Origin of the sequence: Olleya sediminilitoris (genome assembly GCF_016785945.1) — a bacterium.
Classification (GTDB): Bacteria; Bacteroidota; Bacteroidia; order Flavobacteriales; family Flavobacteriaceae; genus Olleya; species Olleya sediminilitoris.
On the sequence record NZ_JAEMEF010000014.1, the window covers coordinates 26,824 to 43,900 of the forward strand.

Below are 17,077 nucleotides of genomic sequence, written 5' to 3' on the forward strand. Positions count from 1 at the left end.
CATGGTTAAACTAATGGTTGCAGATCAACATCCCATTGTTACAAAGGGACTGGAATTGATTTATGCAAACTCTAGAGACATTAAAATTGTCCAGACTGTTGCAGATGGCGAAGCTATATTTGACGCCTTAAAACAGTACACTACTGACATTTTAATTTGTGAAATCGACTTACCTAAGCTTAATGGAATTAGCGTATTAAGACGTATTAAAAAAGAACATCCTGACTTAAAGGTAATTATTTACAGTGCACAGCAAGAAGAGGTTTATGCTATAAGCGCTATTAAAGCTGGTGCTGATGGCTACGTTAATAAGTCAACAGACTTAATAACGCTAAAAGAAGCTGTTATGAAGGTATATTTAGGAGGAATTTACATCAGCCCTAAGCTTTCTAAAAAAATAGCTTTAGATAAAAATTCTGGCAAAAATACGTACTACAAAAAGCTATCTATTAGAGAAGTAGAAGTTTTAAAACTTTTATCTAACGGAAAACGAAACAAAGAAATAGCACAGGAGCTAGAGATTAATGAAAAAACAGTAAGTACCTACAGAGCTAGGTTAATGAAAAAACTTAATGTAACTAATCTAATTGATTTAGTTAATCAATCTAAAAGCTTAGAGCTACAAAGCTCTATTTAATTTTCTAGACAATAACATTTTTAAACCTGAGTAATCCTTGACTTCTTCAAGGATTTCTCGGTTTATCATAGTTTTATCTTGAAGGGTTTCTCTTTGAAACCGCGTTACCTTTTGATCAATCAAAAAGCAACGTAATCTCAAAATAGTATCACTTACAAGCTGTGATACTGTGTCTTTTTTTGTCTTAGGGAAAATATTATTGCGCTTCCAATCTGATAGCTCATAACGTTCGTCTTCCATTAAAATAGAAGTGATTTCTGAAGCTAAAATAGGATCTATAGTATTTATAATATTTTCAATTTTAAACTCAGGATTTTGATTTAAAGCTTCAATTATAGCATAATATATATCCTTAAACATTGGGTTTAAAAACTCCATTTCGTCTTCTTGAAGATCCAAATACACCTTTTCAAATACTTTAGATTGCTGTATAATTGGCTCTAACTCTAGATGACCTTTATCATTTTCTTTTAATATTAGATCTTCAAAATCCTCTGTACGATCACCATACAGTAATAAAATTTCAATTATTTTACGTTCAAGCTCATATTGTACATCTACCTTTTTAACAGGAGCTTGGGGTTTAATAACATCAAACGCCTGATTTGGTTTTGCACTTTTAGATTGCTTACCAACTTCTGTTTCTTCCTTTTTTGTTAATTGTGCTAAGGTAGTAAACAGTACTTCTTCGCTAATATCCATGATTCTAGCACACTCTTGAATATAAATTTCGGTTTTAATTCTATCCGGAATTTTAGCAATACTATTAACAATATCTCTAACCGTTTCTGCTTTTTTTATCGGATCATTTTTAGCACTTTCATATAATACCGAAGCCTTAAATTGTATAAAATCTTTAGCATTATCATCTAAATATTGTTTTAATTCTTCAAGTGTATTTGACTTTGCAAAACTGTCTGGATCTTCGCCTTCAGGAAAAGTACAAACCTTTACATTCATACCTTGTTCAAGAATTAAATCGATACCTCTTAAAGAGGCACGCATACCTGCTGCATCACCATCAAATAATACCGTTATATTTTTTGTCAAACGATTAATTAATCTAATTTGATCGCTTGTCAAAGCTGTTCCAGAACTAGACACAACATTTTTAATTCCTGTTTGATAAAACTGAATAACGTCTGTATAACCTTCTACCAAATAACAATTATCCTCTTTAGCTATACTTTGCTTTGCATTATAAATACCATATAAAACTTTACTTTTATGGTACAAATCACTTTCTGGACTGTTTAAATATTTAGCTGCTTTTTTATCGTTAGTTAGTATACGTCCTCCAAAACCTAAAACACGACCACTCATACTTTGTATAGGGAACAACACACGACCTTTAAAACGGTCAAACTGTTTGTTTTCTTTTACAATAGTTAATCCAGTTGCTTCTAAAAATTCTAGTTTATAACCTTTTTTTAAAGCTGCATCAGTAAAAGCACTCCATTGATCTAAACTATATCCTAAATTAAATTTTTTGATAGTTTCATCTGTAAAACCTCGCTCTTTAAAATAGCTTAATCCAATAGACTTACCTTGATCTGTATTAAGTAATATATTCTGAAAATACTTACTAGCAAACTCACTAACTAAGTATAAACTTTCACGTTTATCTTGAGCTTGTTTTTGCTCGTCAGACTGTTCTGTTTCTTCAATTTCAATATTATACTTTTTAGCTAAATATTTAATAGCTTCAGGATAAGTAAAATGTTCATGCTCCATTAAAAAAGCAACAACGTTTCCTCCTTTTCCACTAGAAAAATCCTTCCAAATTTGCTTAACAGGTGAGACAACAAAACTTGGAGAACGCTCGTCTGAAAAGGGACTTAAACCTTTAAAATTAGTTCCTGCTTTTTTAAGCTGAACAAAATCACCAATAACCTCCTCTAATCTAGAAGTTTCGTATACTTGGTCAATGGTAGATTTAGAAATCAAAGTCTTTTATTTTAGAAATTGTAGACTACAAAAGTAATATGTAATAACCAATATCAAATAGTTTAATAAGATAAAATTTACAATAAGACTTTTATCTCAAATTTGATTAATTTTGCAGTATGGTAAAAGACATTCAATTACGTGTTTCTTTAAAAGAAGAGGAAATTCCAGATATTTTAATTAAAAAATCTGCGGAATGGCTATCCATTTCAAGAGATAAAATCACAGGGATTAAGGTGTTAAGAAAATCCATTGACGCCAGAAAACCTAAAATTATTTTCAATTATAAAGTTTCAGTATTTATTAATCAACCTGTACCAGAAACCTCTGATTATACTTTTGATTACAAAGATGTTTCTAAAGCTAAACCTATACATATAATTGGTTTTGGACCAGCAGGAATGTGGGCTGCTTTACGTTGTATTGAACTTGGTTTTAAACCTATTGTTTTAGAACGTGGTGCAAATGTTAAAGATAGACGTCGCGATTTAAAAGCTATTAATCAAGACCATTTTGTAAATGAAGATTCTAACTATTGTTTTGGAGAAGGTGGAGCAGGTACTTATAGTGATGGTAAATTATATACACGAAGCTTAAAGCGTGGTGATGTACGTCGTATTTTTGAAAACCTAGTTTACCATGGTGCAACCGATCAAATTTTAGTAGATGCGCATCCACACATTGGGACAAATAAATTACCTAAAGTTGTACAAAACATTAGAGAAAACATTATAAAATACGGAGGAGAGGTACACTTTAATACACGTGTTACAGATTTTACTATTAAAGATAATACAATTGAAACCATCCAACTGCTAAATGGAAAAGAACTAATAACTGACAAAGTAATTTTAGCTACAGGGCATTCTGCTAGAGATATTTTTAATTTACTACACGATAAAAAGATTGCTATTGAAGCAAAATCTTTTGCAATGGGTGTTAGAGCAGAACATCCTCAACATATTATTGACAGCATTCAATACCATTGTGAAGGTCCAAGACCTGATTTATTACCAGCTGCCTCATACAGCTTAGTACAGCAGGTAAATGGACGTGGTGTGTATAGTTTTTGCATGTGTCCAGGTGGCTTTATTGTACCTGCTGCAACTGCAAATGGTGAGGTTGTAGTTAACGGAATGTCTCCTTCTAGACGAAATAATAAATTTGCTAATTCTGGTATTGTAGTAGAAATTAATGCTGATCGTGATCTTAAAAAATACGAACACTTTGGTCCATTAAAAGCATTAGAATTTCAAAAAGATTTAGAACGATTAGCTTTTACCGCTGGAGGACGAAGTCAAGTAGCTCCTGCACAACGCATGACAGACTTTGTAGAAGGCAAGTTATCTAACAGTTTAAATGAAACCTCATACCAACCAGGTTTAAAAAGTGCACCTTTACATAGTTTGTTTCCTAAATTGATAGGAAGCTCATTAAGAAAAGGATTTAAAGCTTTTGGCGATAAAATGAAAGGTTACTATACCGAAGAAGCTAATATTATTGGTGTGGAGTCACGTACCTCATCACCTGTTAGTATCCCAAGGACAGAAACTTTAGCACATCCAGAAATTACAAATCTTTTTCCGTGTGGTGAAGGTGGTGGTTATGCAGGCGGAATTATTAGTGCAGCAATGGATGGCGAACGTTGTGCTGAAGCTGCAACAAAACAATTATAAATTTAAGGATAAAATAGAAGACTTAAAACCAATTATGGTTTTAAGATATATTCCCTATTTTTGTTTAAAATATTAAAACACACAAATGAAAGCATATATATTTCCTGGTCAAGGCGCTCAATTTACTGGAATGGGTCTTGATTTATACGAAAACTCACCAGAAGCACAACATTTATTTGAAGATGCTAATGAAATTTTAGGTTTCAACATTACTGACATTATGTTTGAAGGTACTGCTGAACAATTAAAACAAACTAAAGTGACACAACCAGCTATATTTTTACATTCTGTAATCTTAGCAAAAACTTTAGGTGATAGTTTTAAACCAGAAATGGTTGCAGGACATAGTTTAGGTGAATTCTCTGCATTAGTAGCTGCTGGAGCATTAAGCTTTGAAGATGGATTAAAATTAGTCTCACAACGCGCTCAAGCCATGCAAAAAGCTTGCGAGTTACAACCAAGTACTATGGCTGCAGTTTTAGGTTTAGAAGATAATGTTGTTGAAGACATTTGTTCTAAAATTGAAGGTGTTGTTGTTGCAGCAAATTATAATTGTCCTGGACAATTAGTAATATCTGGAGAAGTAAGCGCTGTAGAACGTGCTTGTGAAGCAATGAAGGACGCTGGAGCAAGACGTGCTTTGATGTTACCAGTTGGAGGTGCGTTTCACTCTCCAATGATGGAACCTGCTAGGGAAGAATTAGCTGCAGCTATTGAAAACACAACTTTTAGCAAACCTAATTGTCCTATTTATCAAAATGTAACTGCGACTGCAATTACTGATGAAAACGAAATTAAAGCCAATTTAATATCTCAATTAACAGCTCCTGTACGTTGGACACAATCTGTACAACAAATGATTACAGATGGAGCGTCTTTATTTACTGAAGTTGGTCCTGGAAAAGTATTACAAGGGTTAGTAAAAAAAATAAACAGAGAAGCACAAACGGCATCTGCAACCCTTGAAATTAAAGAATAATGAGTAGTAGAAACATACTTATTATTGGACTGATACTGCTTAACATAGTTTTAGACCAAGTGTCTAAATTTATTGTTAGAGCAGATGTTATTGCAGGAACTGAAACCGAAATATTTGGACAGTATTTTACACTTCATAATGTTGAAAACAAAGGTGCCTTTTTAGGTATGGGTAGTGACTTTAGTCCTACATTACGTATTGCATTATTATTAGTATTACCTATTGTTGTTTTAGCTTTAGTATTAAGACATATTATTAAAGATAAAACCATGGACACGATGACCTTAGTTGGTTTTTGCTGTATTATTGGTGGAGGAATTGCTAACGTTTACGATAGAATAGTGTATGGATCTGTTACAGATTTTTTACATATAGATTTGGGAGGTGTATTTAGAACCGGAATTTTTAATATTGCTGACGTCTCCGTAATGGTAGGAATGGGCTGCTTAATAGTTGGCAGTTTTATTAAGAAAAAAGCATAAAAAAAGCCTCGATTTAATCGAGGCTTTTTTTATTTATCTAGCAAGGTTACAATCTCTGCAATCTTTAACTTCTCCGTAGTACGTTTCACGATATTTATGAAGCGTTTGAATTGGTATGCCTAACATGTGCTTTTTAATATAAGTCACTTTGGCGCTTAATCGTCCCATTTTGGGAGTAAATCTGTTTTCTTGTCTTGTCTGACGTTTTACTGTAATCAATTTCATTATTGTATCATTTGCATTAGCTACAAAGGAAACAAGAATATTAACCAATAACGAACCACAAAGTTTAAAATATTGTTAACCAGTACATTAATATCAATACAACAAAACAAAGGCGCTTAAATTATTAGATTGATAATTAAAGACAACTTTGACTTAGGATTTATTAATCACTATTAATTGCTTTTTCCCAATTCCAAGCAGATTGCATTGCGTCTTCTAAATTATATTGTGCTGTCCAGCCTAATACCGAATTTGCTTTTGAAGTATCTGCATAGGCAGATACAACATCTCCTGCTCTACGTTCTACAATTTTATAGTTTAGTTTTTGTTTTGAAACGGTTTCAAATGCTTGAATAACCTCCAAAACTGTACTTCCTTTTCCTGTACCTAAATTAAAGACTTCAAAATTACTATTGTTTTTATTGTCTAATAATCTTTGCAAGGCAACAACATGTGCATCTGCAATATCCACGACATGAATATAATCTCTAACACAGGTTCCGTCTTTTGTTGGGTAATCACTACCAAAAACAGACAGCTGCTGTCTTTTACCAATTGCAGTTTGAGTAATGTAAGGGACTAAATTTTGAGGAACACCTAAAGGTAACTCTCCTATTTTTGCTGATGGATGCGCTCCTATTGGATTAAAATAACGTAAGGCTATACTTTTTAAATCAGCATTAATTTTACAAGTATCTTGTATAATTTCTTCACCTATTTGTTTTGTATTACCATAAGGTGATAGTGCAGGTTTTATTGGTGCAGACTCTGAAATTGGCATGACATCTGCTTGACCATAAACGGTACAGGAAGAACTAAAAATAAAACTTGATATTTTAAATTTTATTAATTCTTGTAATAAATAGGTTAAGGTTGTTATGTTGTTTTCATAGTACATTAAAGGGTTATTTACACTTTCTCCAACTGCTTTACTTGCTGCAAAATGTATAACCCCTTTTATGTCTTGGTGTGATTTAAAAAATTGCTGAACTGCTGCTTTATTTTTTAAATCTAATTTTTCAAAAATTGGTGCTTGTCCTGTTATTGCTACAATCCCTTTTAAAACATCCAATGAGGCATTTGATAGATTATCTATGATTACTACTTGGTATCCTTTTTTTTGAAGCTGCACAACAGTGTGTGAGCCTATAAATCCTAAACCTCCTGTTACTAGTATCTTCATTGGCTGGTTGGTGCGTTAGGGATGGTAGCGGTATCCTTTTTTTTGCTGCCACAAATGGCAAAAAAAAGATTTAAGCGGACAGCGCGACCCTTGTGGTAACGCCCTAATTATTTGCTATAAAATCTTTAACGGTTGTTGTTATAAAGTGTATCTGATCGTCTTCCAACTCGGTATGCATTGGTAAAGAAATAACTTGTTTCACTAATTGATTGGTTACAGGGAAATCAGCTTCGTTATAACGCTCATCCTTATAAGCTTTTTGTAAATGTAGCGGAATTGGATAGTATACTCCACATGGTATATTATTGGCATTTAAATGTTTTACCAATGCGTCTCTGTCCACATTGTCTACTTTTAACGTGTATTGATGAAATACGTGACAGTCACATGTATCACAAATACCTTCACAATTATTTACTGTTTTAGGTGTTGTAATTTGTGGCACGTCTGCAAAAGCTGCATTGTATTTTCTAGCTGCATCACGTCGTGCGTTATTATAGCTATCCAATTTTGGTAATTTGGCATCTAAAACTGCTGCTTGAATAGAGTCTAAACGTGAGTTTACACCTACTACATCATGATGATAACGCTCATACATACCATGGTTTACTATTCCTCTGATGGTGTGTGCTAAATCGTCGTCATTGGTAAAAATGGCTCCTCCATCTCCATAACACCCTAAATTTTTAGATGGAAAAAAAGATGTAGAGGCTACATGACCAATTGTACCTGCTTTTGCTTTTTTTCCTGTTGTAGATGTGTAAGTTGCACCTATGGCTTGTGCATTATCTTCAATAACATACAAATTATGCTCTTTTGCTATTTGCATGATGGCATCCATATTTGCACATTGACCAAACAAATGTACTGGTACAATTGCTTTAGTTTTTGGCGTAATGGCTTTTTTGATAGCGTCTATGCTTATGTTAAAATCATCAGGATTGACGTCTACTAATACTGGTGTTAATTTAAGCAATGCTATTACCTCTACAGTTGCTGCAAAGGTGAAATCTGCTGTAATAACCTCATCACCTTGTTCTAAACCTAATCCCATCATTGCAATTTGTAATGCGTCTGTACCATTGGCACAAGGGATGACGTGTTTTACGCCTAAGTAGTTTTCTAGATTTTTTTGAAATTGGTGCACCTTTGGTCCATTTACAAAACTGGTGTTATCTATAATTTCTTGAATTGAACTATCGACTTCGTTTTTTATAGCTGCATATTGACCTTTAAGATCAACCATTTGTATTTTTTTCATGCTTAAATATGTGGTAAACTAATGTTAGAAACTTAGTTTTACTTTTAATTTATAATTATCGAATTTACAAAAATACCAAACGCTAAGCAATGAATTGTTTATTTTAGCAAAAATAGATACGTGAATTTACTTTATAACATAGCTATCCAATTAGCAAAACTAGCCTTAAAGCTATTAAGTTTGTTTAACAACAAGCTTAAACTTGGTGTGGATGGACGACGTGAAACCTTTACTATTCTTGAAAACAATTTAAGTAAAGATGATAATACATTATGGTTTCATTGTGCGTCTTTAGGCGAATACGAACAAGGCTTACCCATTTTTAATATTTTAAGAGAGGATTACCCTAAACATAAAATTGTTTTGACTTTTTTTTCTCCTTCAGGTTTTGAAATCAGAAAAAATGCTCCGTTTGCAGATGTTGTAGTCTATCTACCTTTAGATAGTAAAAGTAATGCTAAACGCTTTATTGATATAGTTAATCCTGAACTTACTGTTTTTGTAAAATATGAAATTTGGCCAAATTACTTGTCACAAGTTAAAAACAGAGGATTAAATGCCATACTAATTTCGGCAGTATTTAGAGATAATCAATCGTTTTTTAAATGGTATGGTAGCCAAACCAAAAAAGCTTTATTTGCTTTTGACCATATTTTTACTCAAAATGAAGACTCTAAAAAACTACTACATTCTATTGGTTATAATCAAGTAACCGTTTCTGGAGACACTAGATTTGATCGCGTTAATAATCAATTAAAAATTGACAATAACCTACCATTTATAGAGGCCTTTATAAATAACACATTGTGTATTGTTGTAGGTAGTTCTTGGCCTGAAGACGAAACCTTACTAATAGATTTTATTAATAATTACAAAGGAGAGCCTATTAAATTTATAATTGCTCCTCACAATATAAAATCTAAGCAGATTGAAACCTTACAAGATAATTTGAAGGTTAAATCTGTATTATTTAGCAATAAAGAGCACCAAGATTTAAAACAATTTGAAGTTTTTATTTTAGATACTATTGGTTTATTAAGTAAAGTCTACAGCTATGCTGACATTGCTTATGTTGGTGGTGCAATGGGCAATACTGGTTTGCACAACGTACTAGAGCCTGCTGTTTTTGGAATACCTGTTATAATTGGTAAAAACTATAGTAAGTTTCCTGAAGCTTTTGATATGATAAAACATGGAGGTGTAACTTCTATAGACAGCTTAAATGCACTAACCATGCATCTTAATAAACTTATAACAGATGATGCTTTTAGATCTAAAACTGGTTTACTAAATCAGAATTTTGTTAATAAAAGCACAGGAGCTTTGTTAAAGATTACCAACTATTTAAAACAAAACAATTAGATTTATTTTTTAGATGCATATAGTGTATTACTAATAAGCGCTATAACTATTATGGCTATTCCTAAAAGCACCATTAAACTATAATTTTCTAGAAACCAAAAGGTACTAACTGCTATTGTAAAGATAACTTCCACATATTTAAAAGGTGCAACAATACTGGTTTTACCAGTCTGAAAAGCTTTAGTCATATATAACTGTCCTACATACCCAAAGACACCTAAACTTAATAAAATTAACCATTCTATTTGACTTGGTGTTTTCCAGTTAGAAATACTCATTAAACCACCAAAAATTAAAGCGGTTAGCATAAAGTAATTTATGATTACTAATGGGCTATCTTGTTTTCCTATTTTTCTTATCAATACAAAAACTAATCCATTGGATATTGCAGAAACAAATATTAGCACTAATCCTAATGTATTAATTTGTTCTCCAAAACCTTTAATAATCAAAACTCCTGAAAAGGCTATTAAAAATAATATCCATTGCAATGGTTTAATTTTTTCTTTAAGAAGAAATACTGCTAAAATAGCAGCAAAAATTGGTGCAGTATACCGTAATGAAACAGCAGTACCAACAGCTAAATGATTTAATGACAAGAAAAAACTGGTTAATGATATTACACCTACAACAGCTCTAATTAGTAGAAGTTTTTTTTGAGTTCCTAAAAAAGGAATTTTCTGTTTTAATATTAATGGTATTGTAAAAGCTAAGGTCCCAATTGCTCTAAAAAACACAATTTGATAGACGCTAAAACCTTCAAGGTATTTAACAAACAAATTCATAAGTGCAAAAGCCAATGCACTTATAATCATATAAAATATGGATTTATTGTAATTCATCATTAAGTAAAAAACCCTTCAATACTAAATTGAAGGGTTATATTTAAGTTTGCTAAATAACGTATTATTTAAGTGAACTAATAATTTTTAAAGCATTTTCTGTCATTGCTTTAATTTTATCTAGATCATAAGTCCCATCACTTTGTTTAGCAATAAGTTTTGATCCCATACCTACACAAGTAACTCCTGCATTAAACCAAGCTTCTAAATTATCTTGTGTTGGAGCAACACCACCTGTTGGCATAATACTTGTCCAAGGTTGTGGTCCTTTGATAGCCTTAACAAAATCGGCTCCATAAGTTCCTCCTGGAAATAGTTTAACAATCTCACAACCTAACTCTTCTGCTCTACAGATTTCGGTTAAAGTCCCACAACCAGGTGACCACATCACCTTACGTCTATTACAGACTATTGCAATATCTTCTCTTAAAACTGGAGTCACAATAAAATTAGCTCCTAAAGCCATAAATCTTGATGCTGATGCAGCATCTGTTACAGATCCAACTCCCATTATCATTCCTGGTAATTCTTTTGTAACGTACTTATTAAGTTCGCCAAAAACTTCATGAGCATAATCACCACGAGCAGTAAACTCTAATAACCTTGCTCCACCATCATAAACCGCTTTTACAACCGCTTTACTAATTTCTAAATCTCCATTATAAAACAAAGGAACTAATCCTGTTTGTTTCATAACTTCTGCTACTTGTATTCTTGTAAAATTTGCCATAATATTATCTTGCTACACGTCCTGAAGCGTCTCCACCCATTAATTTTTCAACCTCAGCAACAGTTACTAGGTTAGCATCTCCTTTAATTGTATGCTTTAAACAAGAAGCTGCAACAGCAAAGTCTAATGCATTTTGATCATCTTCTGGATATTTTAATAATCCGTAGATTAATCCTCCCATAAAGCTATCTCCTCCACCTACTCTATCAACAATATCAGTAATTTGGTACTGACGTGTTTCGTACATTTTTTTACCATCATATAAAACACCAGCCCAAGTATTATGAGATGCAGAAATTGAACCTCTTAAAGTTGTAATCACTTTTTTGGCTCTTGGAAATTTTTCCATCATTTGTTTACAAACAGATAAAAATGCTTCTGCTTTTACATCATGACCTTGAGTAGTTATATCTAATCCTTCAGGCTTAATGTTAAAGTGCTTTTCAGCATCTTCTTCATTACCTAAGACAACGTCACAATAAGAAGTTAACTCGGTCATTATTTTTTCTCTGTGCGCTTCATCACAAAATGTCCAAAGTTTAGCTCTATAATTTAAGTCTGTTGAAATAGTAACTCCCATTTCACTAGCTACTTTTACAGCTTCTAGACAAGCATCTGCAGCACCTTGAGATATTGCTGGAGTAATACCAGTCCAATGAAACCAAGCTACATCTTTAAATACAGATTTCCAATCTACCATTCCTGGTTTGATTTCTGAAATAGCAGAATGTGCTCTATCATAAACCACTTTACTACCTCTACTTACAGCTCCTGTTTCTAAAAAGTAAATCCCTAAACGGTCACCACCATATATAATTTTGTCTACTCCTACACCTCTTTTACGCATTTCCATCATTGCACATTCACCAATATCATTTTTAGGTAAACGGGTTACAAAGTCTACAGGTACACCATAGTTTGCTAGAGATACTGCTACGTTAGATTCTCCTCCTCCATACACAACATCAAAACTAGATGCTTGAGAAAATCTTAAAAATTGTTGTGGAGCTAATCTTAACATGATTTCTCCAAAAGTTACTACTTTTTTCATCCTATATTTTTAATTAGTTATTGTTTGCTTAAACGTTTAACCAAATTTTAAAAAATAAATCAAAATACTAATATTTTGATTTTTGAAGTATTAATAATACTTTTGCTTAAACGTTTAAGCAAATATATATAAACTAGGTGAAAAAAAAAAGAACAACTATAAAAGACATTGCAAATGTTTTAAATATTTCGCCTGCAGCAGTATCTAAAGCGCTTCATGATGATTCACGAATTAGCTTAAAAACAAAAGCAGCTGTTAAACGTGTTGCTAAAGAGCTAAATTATCAACCCAACCACTTAGCTAGTGCTTTAAGAAAAGGAAAAAGTAATCTGGTTGGAGTTATAGTCCCAAGGACTAATAGTAACTTTTTTTCTTCTGTAATTCAAAACATGGAAGAAGTCTTAAATAAAAAAGGTTACAATATTATTATTACGCAATCTAACGAATCGTTTAAAAAAGAATGTGACAGCATTGACACACTACTTTACACCCAAGTTGATGGTATAATCGCTTCTATGGCAAATGAAACTGTTGATTTATCTCATTTTGAGAAAATTAAATCTAAAGGTATTCCTTTAGTATTATTTGATAGAGGAGAAAATGATTTAAATGTTGATTACATTGGGATTGATGATTATGATAGTAGTCATATGATTGTTGAACATTTAATAACTCAGGGTTGCAAACGCATAGCACATATTGGTGGTTTTAGTCGAACACGTATATATAATAACCGAATACGTGGTTATATTGATGCTATTAAAAAACATGACTTACCTCAAGAAGACTATTTATTAATTGAAAGTAGCTTAACTATTGAAGATGGTCGTTTAAAAATGCAACAATTATTAGATTTAAAATTGCGTCCTGATGCAATTTATGTTGCTAGTGATAATGCTGCTTTAGGTGCTCTTCAAATATTAAACGAAAATAATTTAAAAGTACCTGAAGACATTTGCTTAGTTGGTTTTGGTAACGAACCATTTACATCCTTTGTTAGTCCCTCAATAACAACAGTAAATCAACACAGTCAAAAAATAGGTAAACTAACTGCCGAAACCTTAATAAAAAGAATTAATACCGAACAATGGAAACCAAGTCTGAATAAAAATATTTTGAAATCAGAATTGATTATTCGTCAATCTTCTAATAAAGACCTACCTGTTAAATCGTCCTGAAGTATTACCCTCTAAAATATTCATTACTTCATTAACATTTGAAAAATTAACGTCTCCTTCATAGGTATGTTTTAATGCGCTTGCTGCTGCTGCAAATTGCATAGCCTTATAGTCATCAAAGTTTTGTAACCCATATATTAATCCTGCTGCAAAAGCATCTCCAGTTCCAATTCTATCGACGATGTGAGTGATATCTAAATCTTCGGTTTCTCTAAACTCTTTGCCATTCCACATTCTTGATCTTATTTTATGCCAAGACGCATTAATAGGTGTTCTAATTTTATCAAAGGTTTTTTTAATAGTAGGAAACTTATTAATTAACTGTTTACTAGCTTCGATAAAATCTTCATTTGAATAACTAAAATTAGTGTCTAGTAATTCATTAATTTCATTTATACCTCCAATGAATATGGTAGAATAATTTATTAAATCAGAAAGTGTTTCTTTTGGATGAGTTCCATATTTCCATAAACCACTTCTATAAGTTGGATCTACAGATACCTTCAAACCTTTTTGTTGAGCTAAAACAAGACCTTCTTTTAATGTATGATAACCACCTTCACATAAAGCAGGAGTTATTCCAGTCCAATGAAACCAGGTACACTGTTTTAAAGACGTTTCCCAATCTACCATACTAGGTTTAATTTCAGAAAAAGAAGAATGGGATCGATTATAAGAAATTGAACTAGGACGCATAACAGCACCTACTTCTAGAAAGTATACACCTAAAGGCCTATTTGATCTAACAATTGAAGCTGTTTTGACTCCAAATTTTCTTAAATAAGAAATAGCAGTGTCTCCAACAAAATCGTCCGATATACAAGAAATATGCTTTACTTTTCCTCCAAAATTAGCTATTGAAATAGCAACATTAACCTCTGTACCTCCAAAATAAAATTCTAAGCGATTAGATTGCATAAATTTTTTATTTCCTAAAGGCGATAATCTCATTAAAACTTCTCCAAAGGTTACAATTTGACTCATCTTTTATTTATTTTATCTAATAAATTTAAATAAAAAAAACCTTTCTTAAGAAAGGCTTTAATATATTTTATAATTAAAAGGTATTAAATACCAAGTGCTTGACCACCTCCAATTTGAATGGTTTCTGCTGTTATAAATGATGCATCTTTACTAGCAAGGAATGATACAACTCCTGCCACATCTTCTGGCTGACCTAATCTACCTAGCATAATGTTATTTGCCCAAGAAGCAAAAACTTCTGGCTTAGTCGCTTTAATTTGTGCATGAAATGGTGTATCTATCGTTCCAGGAGATACAGCATTTGCTCTAATACCATATTCTGCTAAGTCCTTAGCTAAAGCTCTAGTAATTGCATGTACACCTGCTTTAGATGTACCGTAAATACCTGCACCTGGTCCACCTGCTGTCCAACCTGCGTTAGAAGTATAGTTAATAATAGAAGGATGTTCTCCTTTTTTCAAAAATGGAATAGCAGCTCTTGATGCAAAAAACACAGAATCAAGGTTTAAAGCCATAACTTTTCTGTAAAAGTCAGTAGTCATTTCTTCAAATCTAGATCTTCCTCCTAATCCACCTGCATTATTTACAAGTACATCAATACGTCCATATTTTTCACCAATTTTAGTGATGTTAGATGTTACAGCTTCTTCGCTTGTTACATCAAATCCATAATATTCAGCATCAATCCCATCAGAAGTTAGCTCTTTTAATCTTTCAGCTCCAGCTTCGTCATCAATACCATTTAAAACAACAGTATAACCATCATGACCTAATCTTTTGGCTACTTCAAACCCAATTCCTCCTGTTGCTCCTGTAACTATTGCTACTTTACCTTTATTACTCATATTCTTAATTTATTTTTATTACTAATATTAAATATATTATTTATCTTTTTATTGGTTTATAGGTTTTAAGGGCTCTATTTTTGGACATAAAATCCAAACAGCAAGTAAAGCTATTATTGTTAAAGCACCACCTATTAAAAATGCAGGTGTATAATTACCTCCTGTAGTTATAAATGTAACTAAGATAGTTAAACCAGCTGCTCCTAATTTTGCCGCCATACCGGCAAAACCAGATAAAGTACCTACAATTTTACCACTATACATATCACTTGGTAATGTTTGAACATTCCCGATTACTGTTTGGAAACCAAACAGTAATATTGCCATAATAACAATTGCAATTAAAGCTGCAGTATTTCGAGCTTTATTAATTTCTGATAAAGATCCAAGAGCAGCAATGCCAGACTCTGAAGGTGGTCCGTATTTTGGTAATAAACGTTCTTCTTTTGAAGCGTCTGCTTTTGGCAGTTTCCAAGCAGCAGTTTCATATACTGTCTTAAATTCAGAATTAGATTTGATTTCATCAATGCTTTTTCCTGCAACGCTTTCAATAAAACTTTTATCCGTTTTTAAATCTTTGAATGCCTCATTATCCATGATTTTTTTAACTTGTGGATCAGCCATTGTAATAGCAGCAGATTCTTCAACTCCAAAAACCACTAAAACTTTAGGTGCACCAGGGAATTTTAATAAAATAAAACAAGGTATCATAATTAGACATCCTAAAGTAATAACATACTTACGAGTCTTATCTACAGTCCATCCTAAATTAAGCTTCTTTTGAGCAAGTAAACCACCAAACCAAGCACCAATCATTGCACCTACATAAGGTACCCATGCTGAGAATGCAATTTCTTTTACATTCATACCAAAAACTTCGGATAAATATATTGGAATCCAAACTATGAAGAGCCACCAAATAGGATCGATAGCAGCTGAAGCTATTATTACTCCCCAACTTTCCTTTCGTTTAAACAATTCACTATTACTTGGGTTATAACCATCATCGTAATTACTATCTTCGTCAAGATCCTGATTTAGCTGTCCTGATAATATATATTTTTTCTCATTATCTGTTAACCAAGGATGTGTTTTAGGTCCAGATTTTACTATATATAACCAAGGTATTAACCATAATAAACCAAGTGTACCAACAACTATAAATATTGCTTTCCAAGCAAAATATATTGATAGTAAACCTATTATAGGATAAGCTACAATACCACCTAATGCAGCACCTGAATTAAATATTCCTTGAGCTAAGGCTCGCTCTTTAGTTGGAAACCATTCTGCATTAGCTTTAGCTGCTCCTGGCCAGTTTCCTGCTTCTGCTATTCCTAATATTGATCTAAATATAGAGAAACTTAATAATCCTTGAGCTAAAGCATGAAATATTGTTGCTATAGACCATACACCAATTGATAGTGCAAACCCTAATCTTGTTCCAATCCAATCAAAGATTTTTCCAAACAGAGCTTGACCTCCTGCATAAGATAAAATAAATACTGTTGAGATGGTTCCATAAATAGCTTTATGTCCATCTTTATCCATTTCTGGAAATAAATCTTTTGCTATATCTGGCCATAAGGCACCAAACGCTTGCCTGTCTATGTAGTTAACAACTGCAGCTAATGCTACTAGTCCAACTACCCACCATCTTAATCCTTTTAATTTCATTTAGTCTATGCTAATTGA

The 17,077-nt window shown here is 32.5% G+C and carries 16 protein-coding genes; 6 read left to right on the plus strand and 10 right to left on the minus strand.

Features of this window, described 5'->3' with window-relative positions:
• The first annotated feature begins 1 nt into the window (after position 1).
• Positions 2–637 carry a response regulator gene (locus tag JAO71_RS13555; protein WP_116823456.1) on the plus strand — a complete coding sequence of 212 codons (636 nt, stop codon included), beginning with the start codon at positions 2–4 and terminating at the stop codon, positions 635–637.
• On the opposite strand, the gene dnaG is transcribed toward JAO71_RS13555, so the two are convergent.
• A complete protein-coding gene (dnaG, locus tag JAO71_RS13560) occupies positions 620–2,584 on the minus strand; it encodes a DNA primase (RefSeq protein ID WP_203001351.1) in 1,965 nt (654 codons plus the stop codon). The genes JAO71_RS13555 and dnaG overlap by 18 nt on opposite strands.
• A gap of 119 nt (positions 2,585–2,703) precedes the next feature.
• Here dnaG and JAO71_RS13565 point away from each other — a divergent pair, with 119 nt between their 5' ends.
• The 3 genes from JAO71_RS13565 (at position 2,704) to lspA (ending at position 5,721) form a co-directional block, all read left to right on the plus strand.
• Positions 2,704–4,260 carry an NAD(P)/FAD-dependent oxidoreductase gene (locus tag JAO71_RS13565; RefSeq protein ID WP_203001353.1) on the plus strand — a complete coding sequence of 519 codons (1,557 nt, stop codon included), beginning with the start codon at positions 2,704–2,706 and terminating at the stop codon, positions 4,258–4,260.
• An 85-nt stretch (positions 4,261–4,345) separates the two neighbouring features.
• Positions 4,346–5,239, plus strand: a complete 894-nt coding sequence (fabD, locus tag JAO71_RS13570) for an ACP S-malonyltransferase (protein ID WP_203001355.1) — start codon at positions 4,346–4,348, stop codon at positions 5,237–5,239.
• The gene (gene lspA / locus JAO71_RS13575) at positions 5,239–5,721 is read left to right on the plus strand and encodes a signal peptidase II (protein WP_203001357.1); all 483 of its coding nucleotides are present in this window, start codon (positions 5,239–5,241) and stop codon (positions 5,719–5,721) included. The genes fabD and lspA overlap by 1 nt, the downstream gene beginning before the upstream one ends.
• Before the next feature lie 33 nt (positions 5,722–5,754).
• On the opposite strand, the gene JAO71_RS13580 is transcribed toward lspA, so the two are convergent.
• The 3 genes from JAO71_RS13580 to JAO71_RS13590 form a co-directional block, all read right to left on the minus strand.
• Positions 5,755–5,946, minus strand: a complete 192-nt coding sequence (locus tag JAO71_RS13580) for a hypothetical protein (protein ID WP_203001360.1) — start codon at positions 5,944–5,946, stop codon at positions 5,755–5,757.
• A 163-nt stretch (positions 5,947–6,109) separates the two neighbouring features.
• Positions 6,110–7,129, minus strand: a complete 1,020-nt coding sequence (gene galE / locus JAO71_RS13585) for a UDP-glucose 4-epimerase GalE (RefSeq protein WP_116823460.1) — start codon at positions 7,127–7,129, stop codon at positions 6,110–6,112.
• 103 nt (positions 7,130–7,232) lie between these two features.
• The gene (locus JAO71_RS13590; RefSeq protein ID WP_236011283.1) at positions 7,233–8,390 is read right to left on the minus strand and encodes a DegT/DnrJ/EryC1/StrS family aminotransferase; all 1,158 of its coding nucleotides are present in this window, start codon (positions 8,388–8,390) and stop codon (positions 7,233–7,235) included.
• A 120-nt stretch (positions 8,391–8,510) separates the two neighbouring features.
• On the opposite strand from JAO71_RS13590, the gene JAO71_RS13595 reads away from it, so the two are divergent.
• Positions 8,511–9,752, plus strand: a complete 1,242-nt coding sequence (locus tag JAO71_RS13595) for a 3-deoxy-D-manno-octulosonic acid transferase (RefSeq protein WP_203001362.1) — start codon at positions 8,511–8,513, stop codon at positions 9,750–9,752.
• A 2-nt stretch (positions 9,753–9,754) separates the two neighbouring features.
• Here the strand turns inward: JAO71_RS13595 and JAO71_RS13600 are convergent, their stop codons facing one another.
• The 3 genes from JAO71_RS13600 to JAO71_RS13610 all read right to left on the minus strand — a co-directional run bounded on the left by JAO71_RS13600 (position 9,755) and on the right by JAO71_RS13610 (position 12,375).
• Complete coding sequence (locus tag JAO71_RS13600) at positions 9,755–10,597, minus strand: DMT family transporter (RefSeq protein ID WP_394370871.1); 843 nt, start codon at positions 10,595–10,597, stop codon at positions 9,755–9,757.
• A 61-nt stretch (positions 10,598–10,658) separates the two neighbouring features.
• Positions 10,659–11,324 (minus strand): bifunctional 4-hydroxy-2-oxoglutarate aldolase/2-dehydro-3-deoxy-phosphogluconate aldolase, encoded by a 666-nt coding sequence (locus tag JAO71_RS13605; protein ID WP_116823463.1) that lies wholly within the window; start codon positions 11,322–11,324, stop codon positions 10,659–10,661.
• A 4-nt stretch (positions 11,325–11,328) separates the two neighbouring features.
• Positions 11,329–12,375, minus strand: a complete 1,047-nt coding sequence (locus JAO71_RS13610; RefSeq protein WP_028290173.1) for a sugar kinase — start codon at positions 12,373–12,375, stop codon at positions 11,329–11,331.
• 137 nt (positions 12,376–12,512) lie between these two features.
• Between JAO71_RS13610 and JAO71_RS13615 the strand changes: the two genes are divergently transcribed.
• Positions 12,513–13,553, plus strand: coding sequence for a LacI family DNA-binding transcriptional regulator (locus JAO71_RS13615; RefSeq protein ID WP_054852681.1), 1,041 nt, complete (start codon positions 12,513–12,515; stop codon positions 13,551–13,553).
• Here JAO71_RS13615 and JAO71_RS13620 read toward each other — a convergent pair.
• From JAO71_RS13620 to JAO71_RS13630, 3 genes are all read right to left on the minus strand, one after another.
• Positions 13,533–14,537 (minus strand): sugar kinase, encoded by a 1,005-nt coding sequence (locus tag JAO71_RS13620; protein ID WP_203001364.1) that lies wholly within the window; start codon positions 14,535–14,537, stop codon positions 13,533–13,535. The genes JAO71_RS13615 and JAO71_RS13620 overlap by 21 nt on opposite strands.
• Positions 14,538–14,620: 83 nt before the next feature.
• Positions 14,621–15,382 carry an SDR family NAD(P)-dependent oxidoreductase gene (locus tag JAO71_RS13625; RefSeq protein WP_028290176.1) on the minus strand — a complete coding sequence of 254 codons (762 nt, stop codon included), beginning with the start codon at positions 15,380–15,382 and terminating at the stop codon, positions 14,621–14,623.
• A gap of 48 nt (positions 15,383–15,430) precedes the next feature.
• Positions 15,431–17,059 (minus strand): MFS transporter, encoded by a 1,629-nt coding sequence (locus JAO71_RS13630; RefSeq protein WP_203001366.1) that lies wholly within the window; start codon positions 17,057–17,059, stop codon positions 15,431–15,433.
• Between the last annotated feature and the right edge of the window lie 18 nt (positions 17,060–17,077).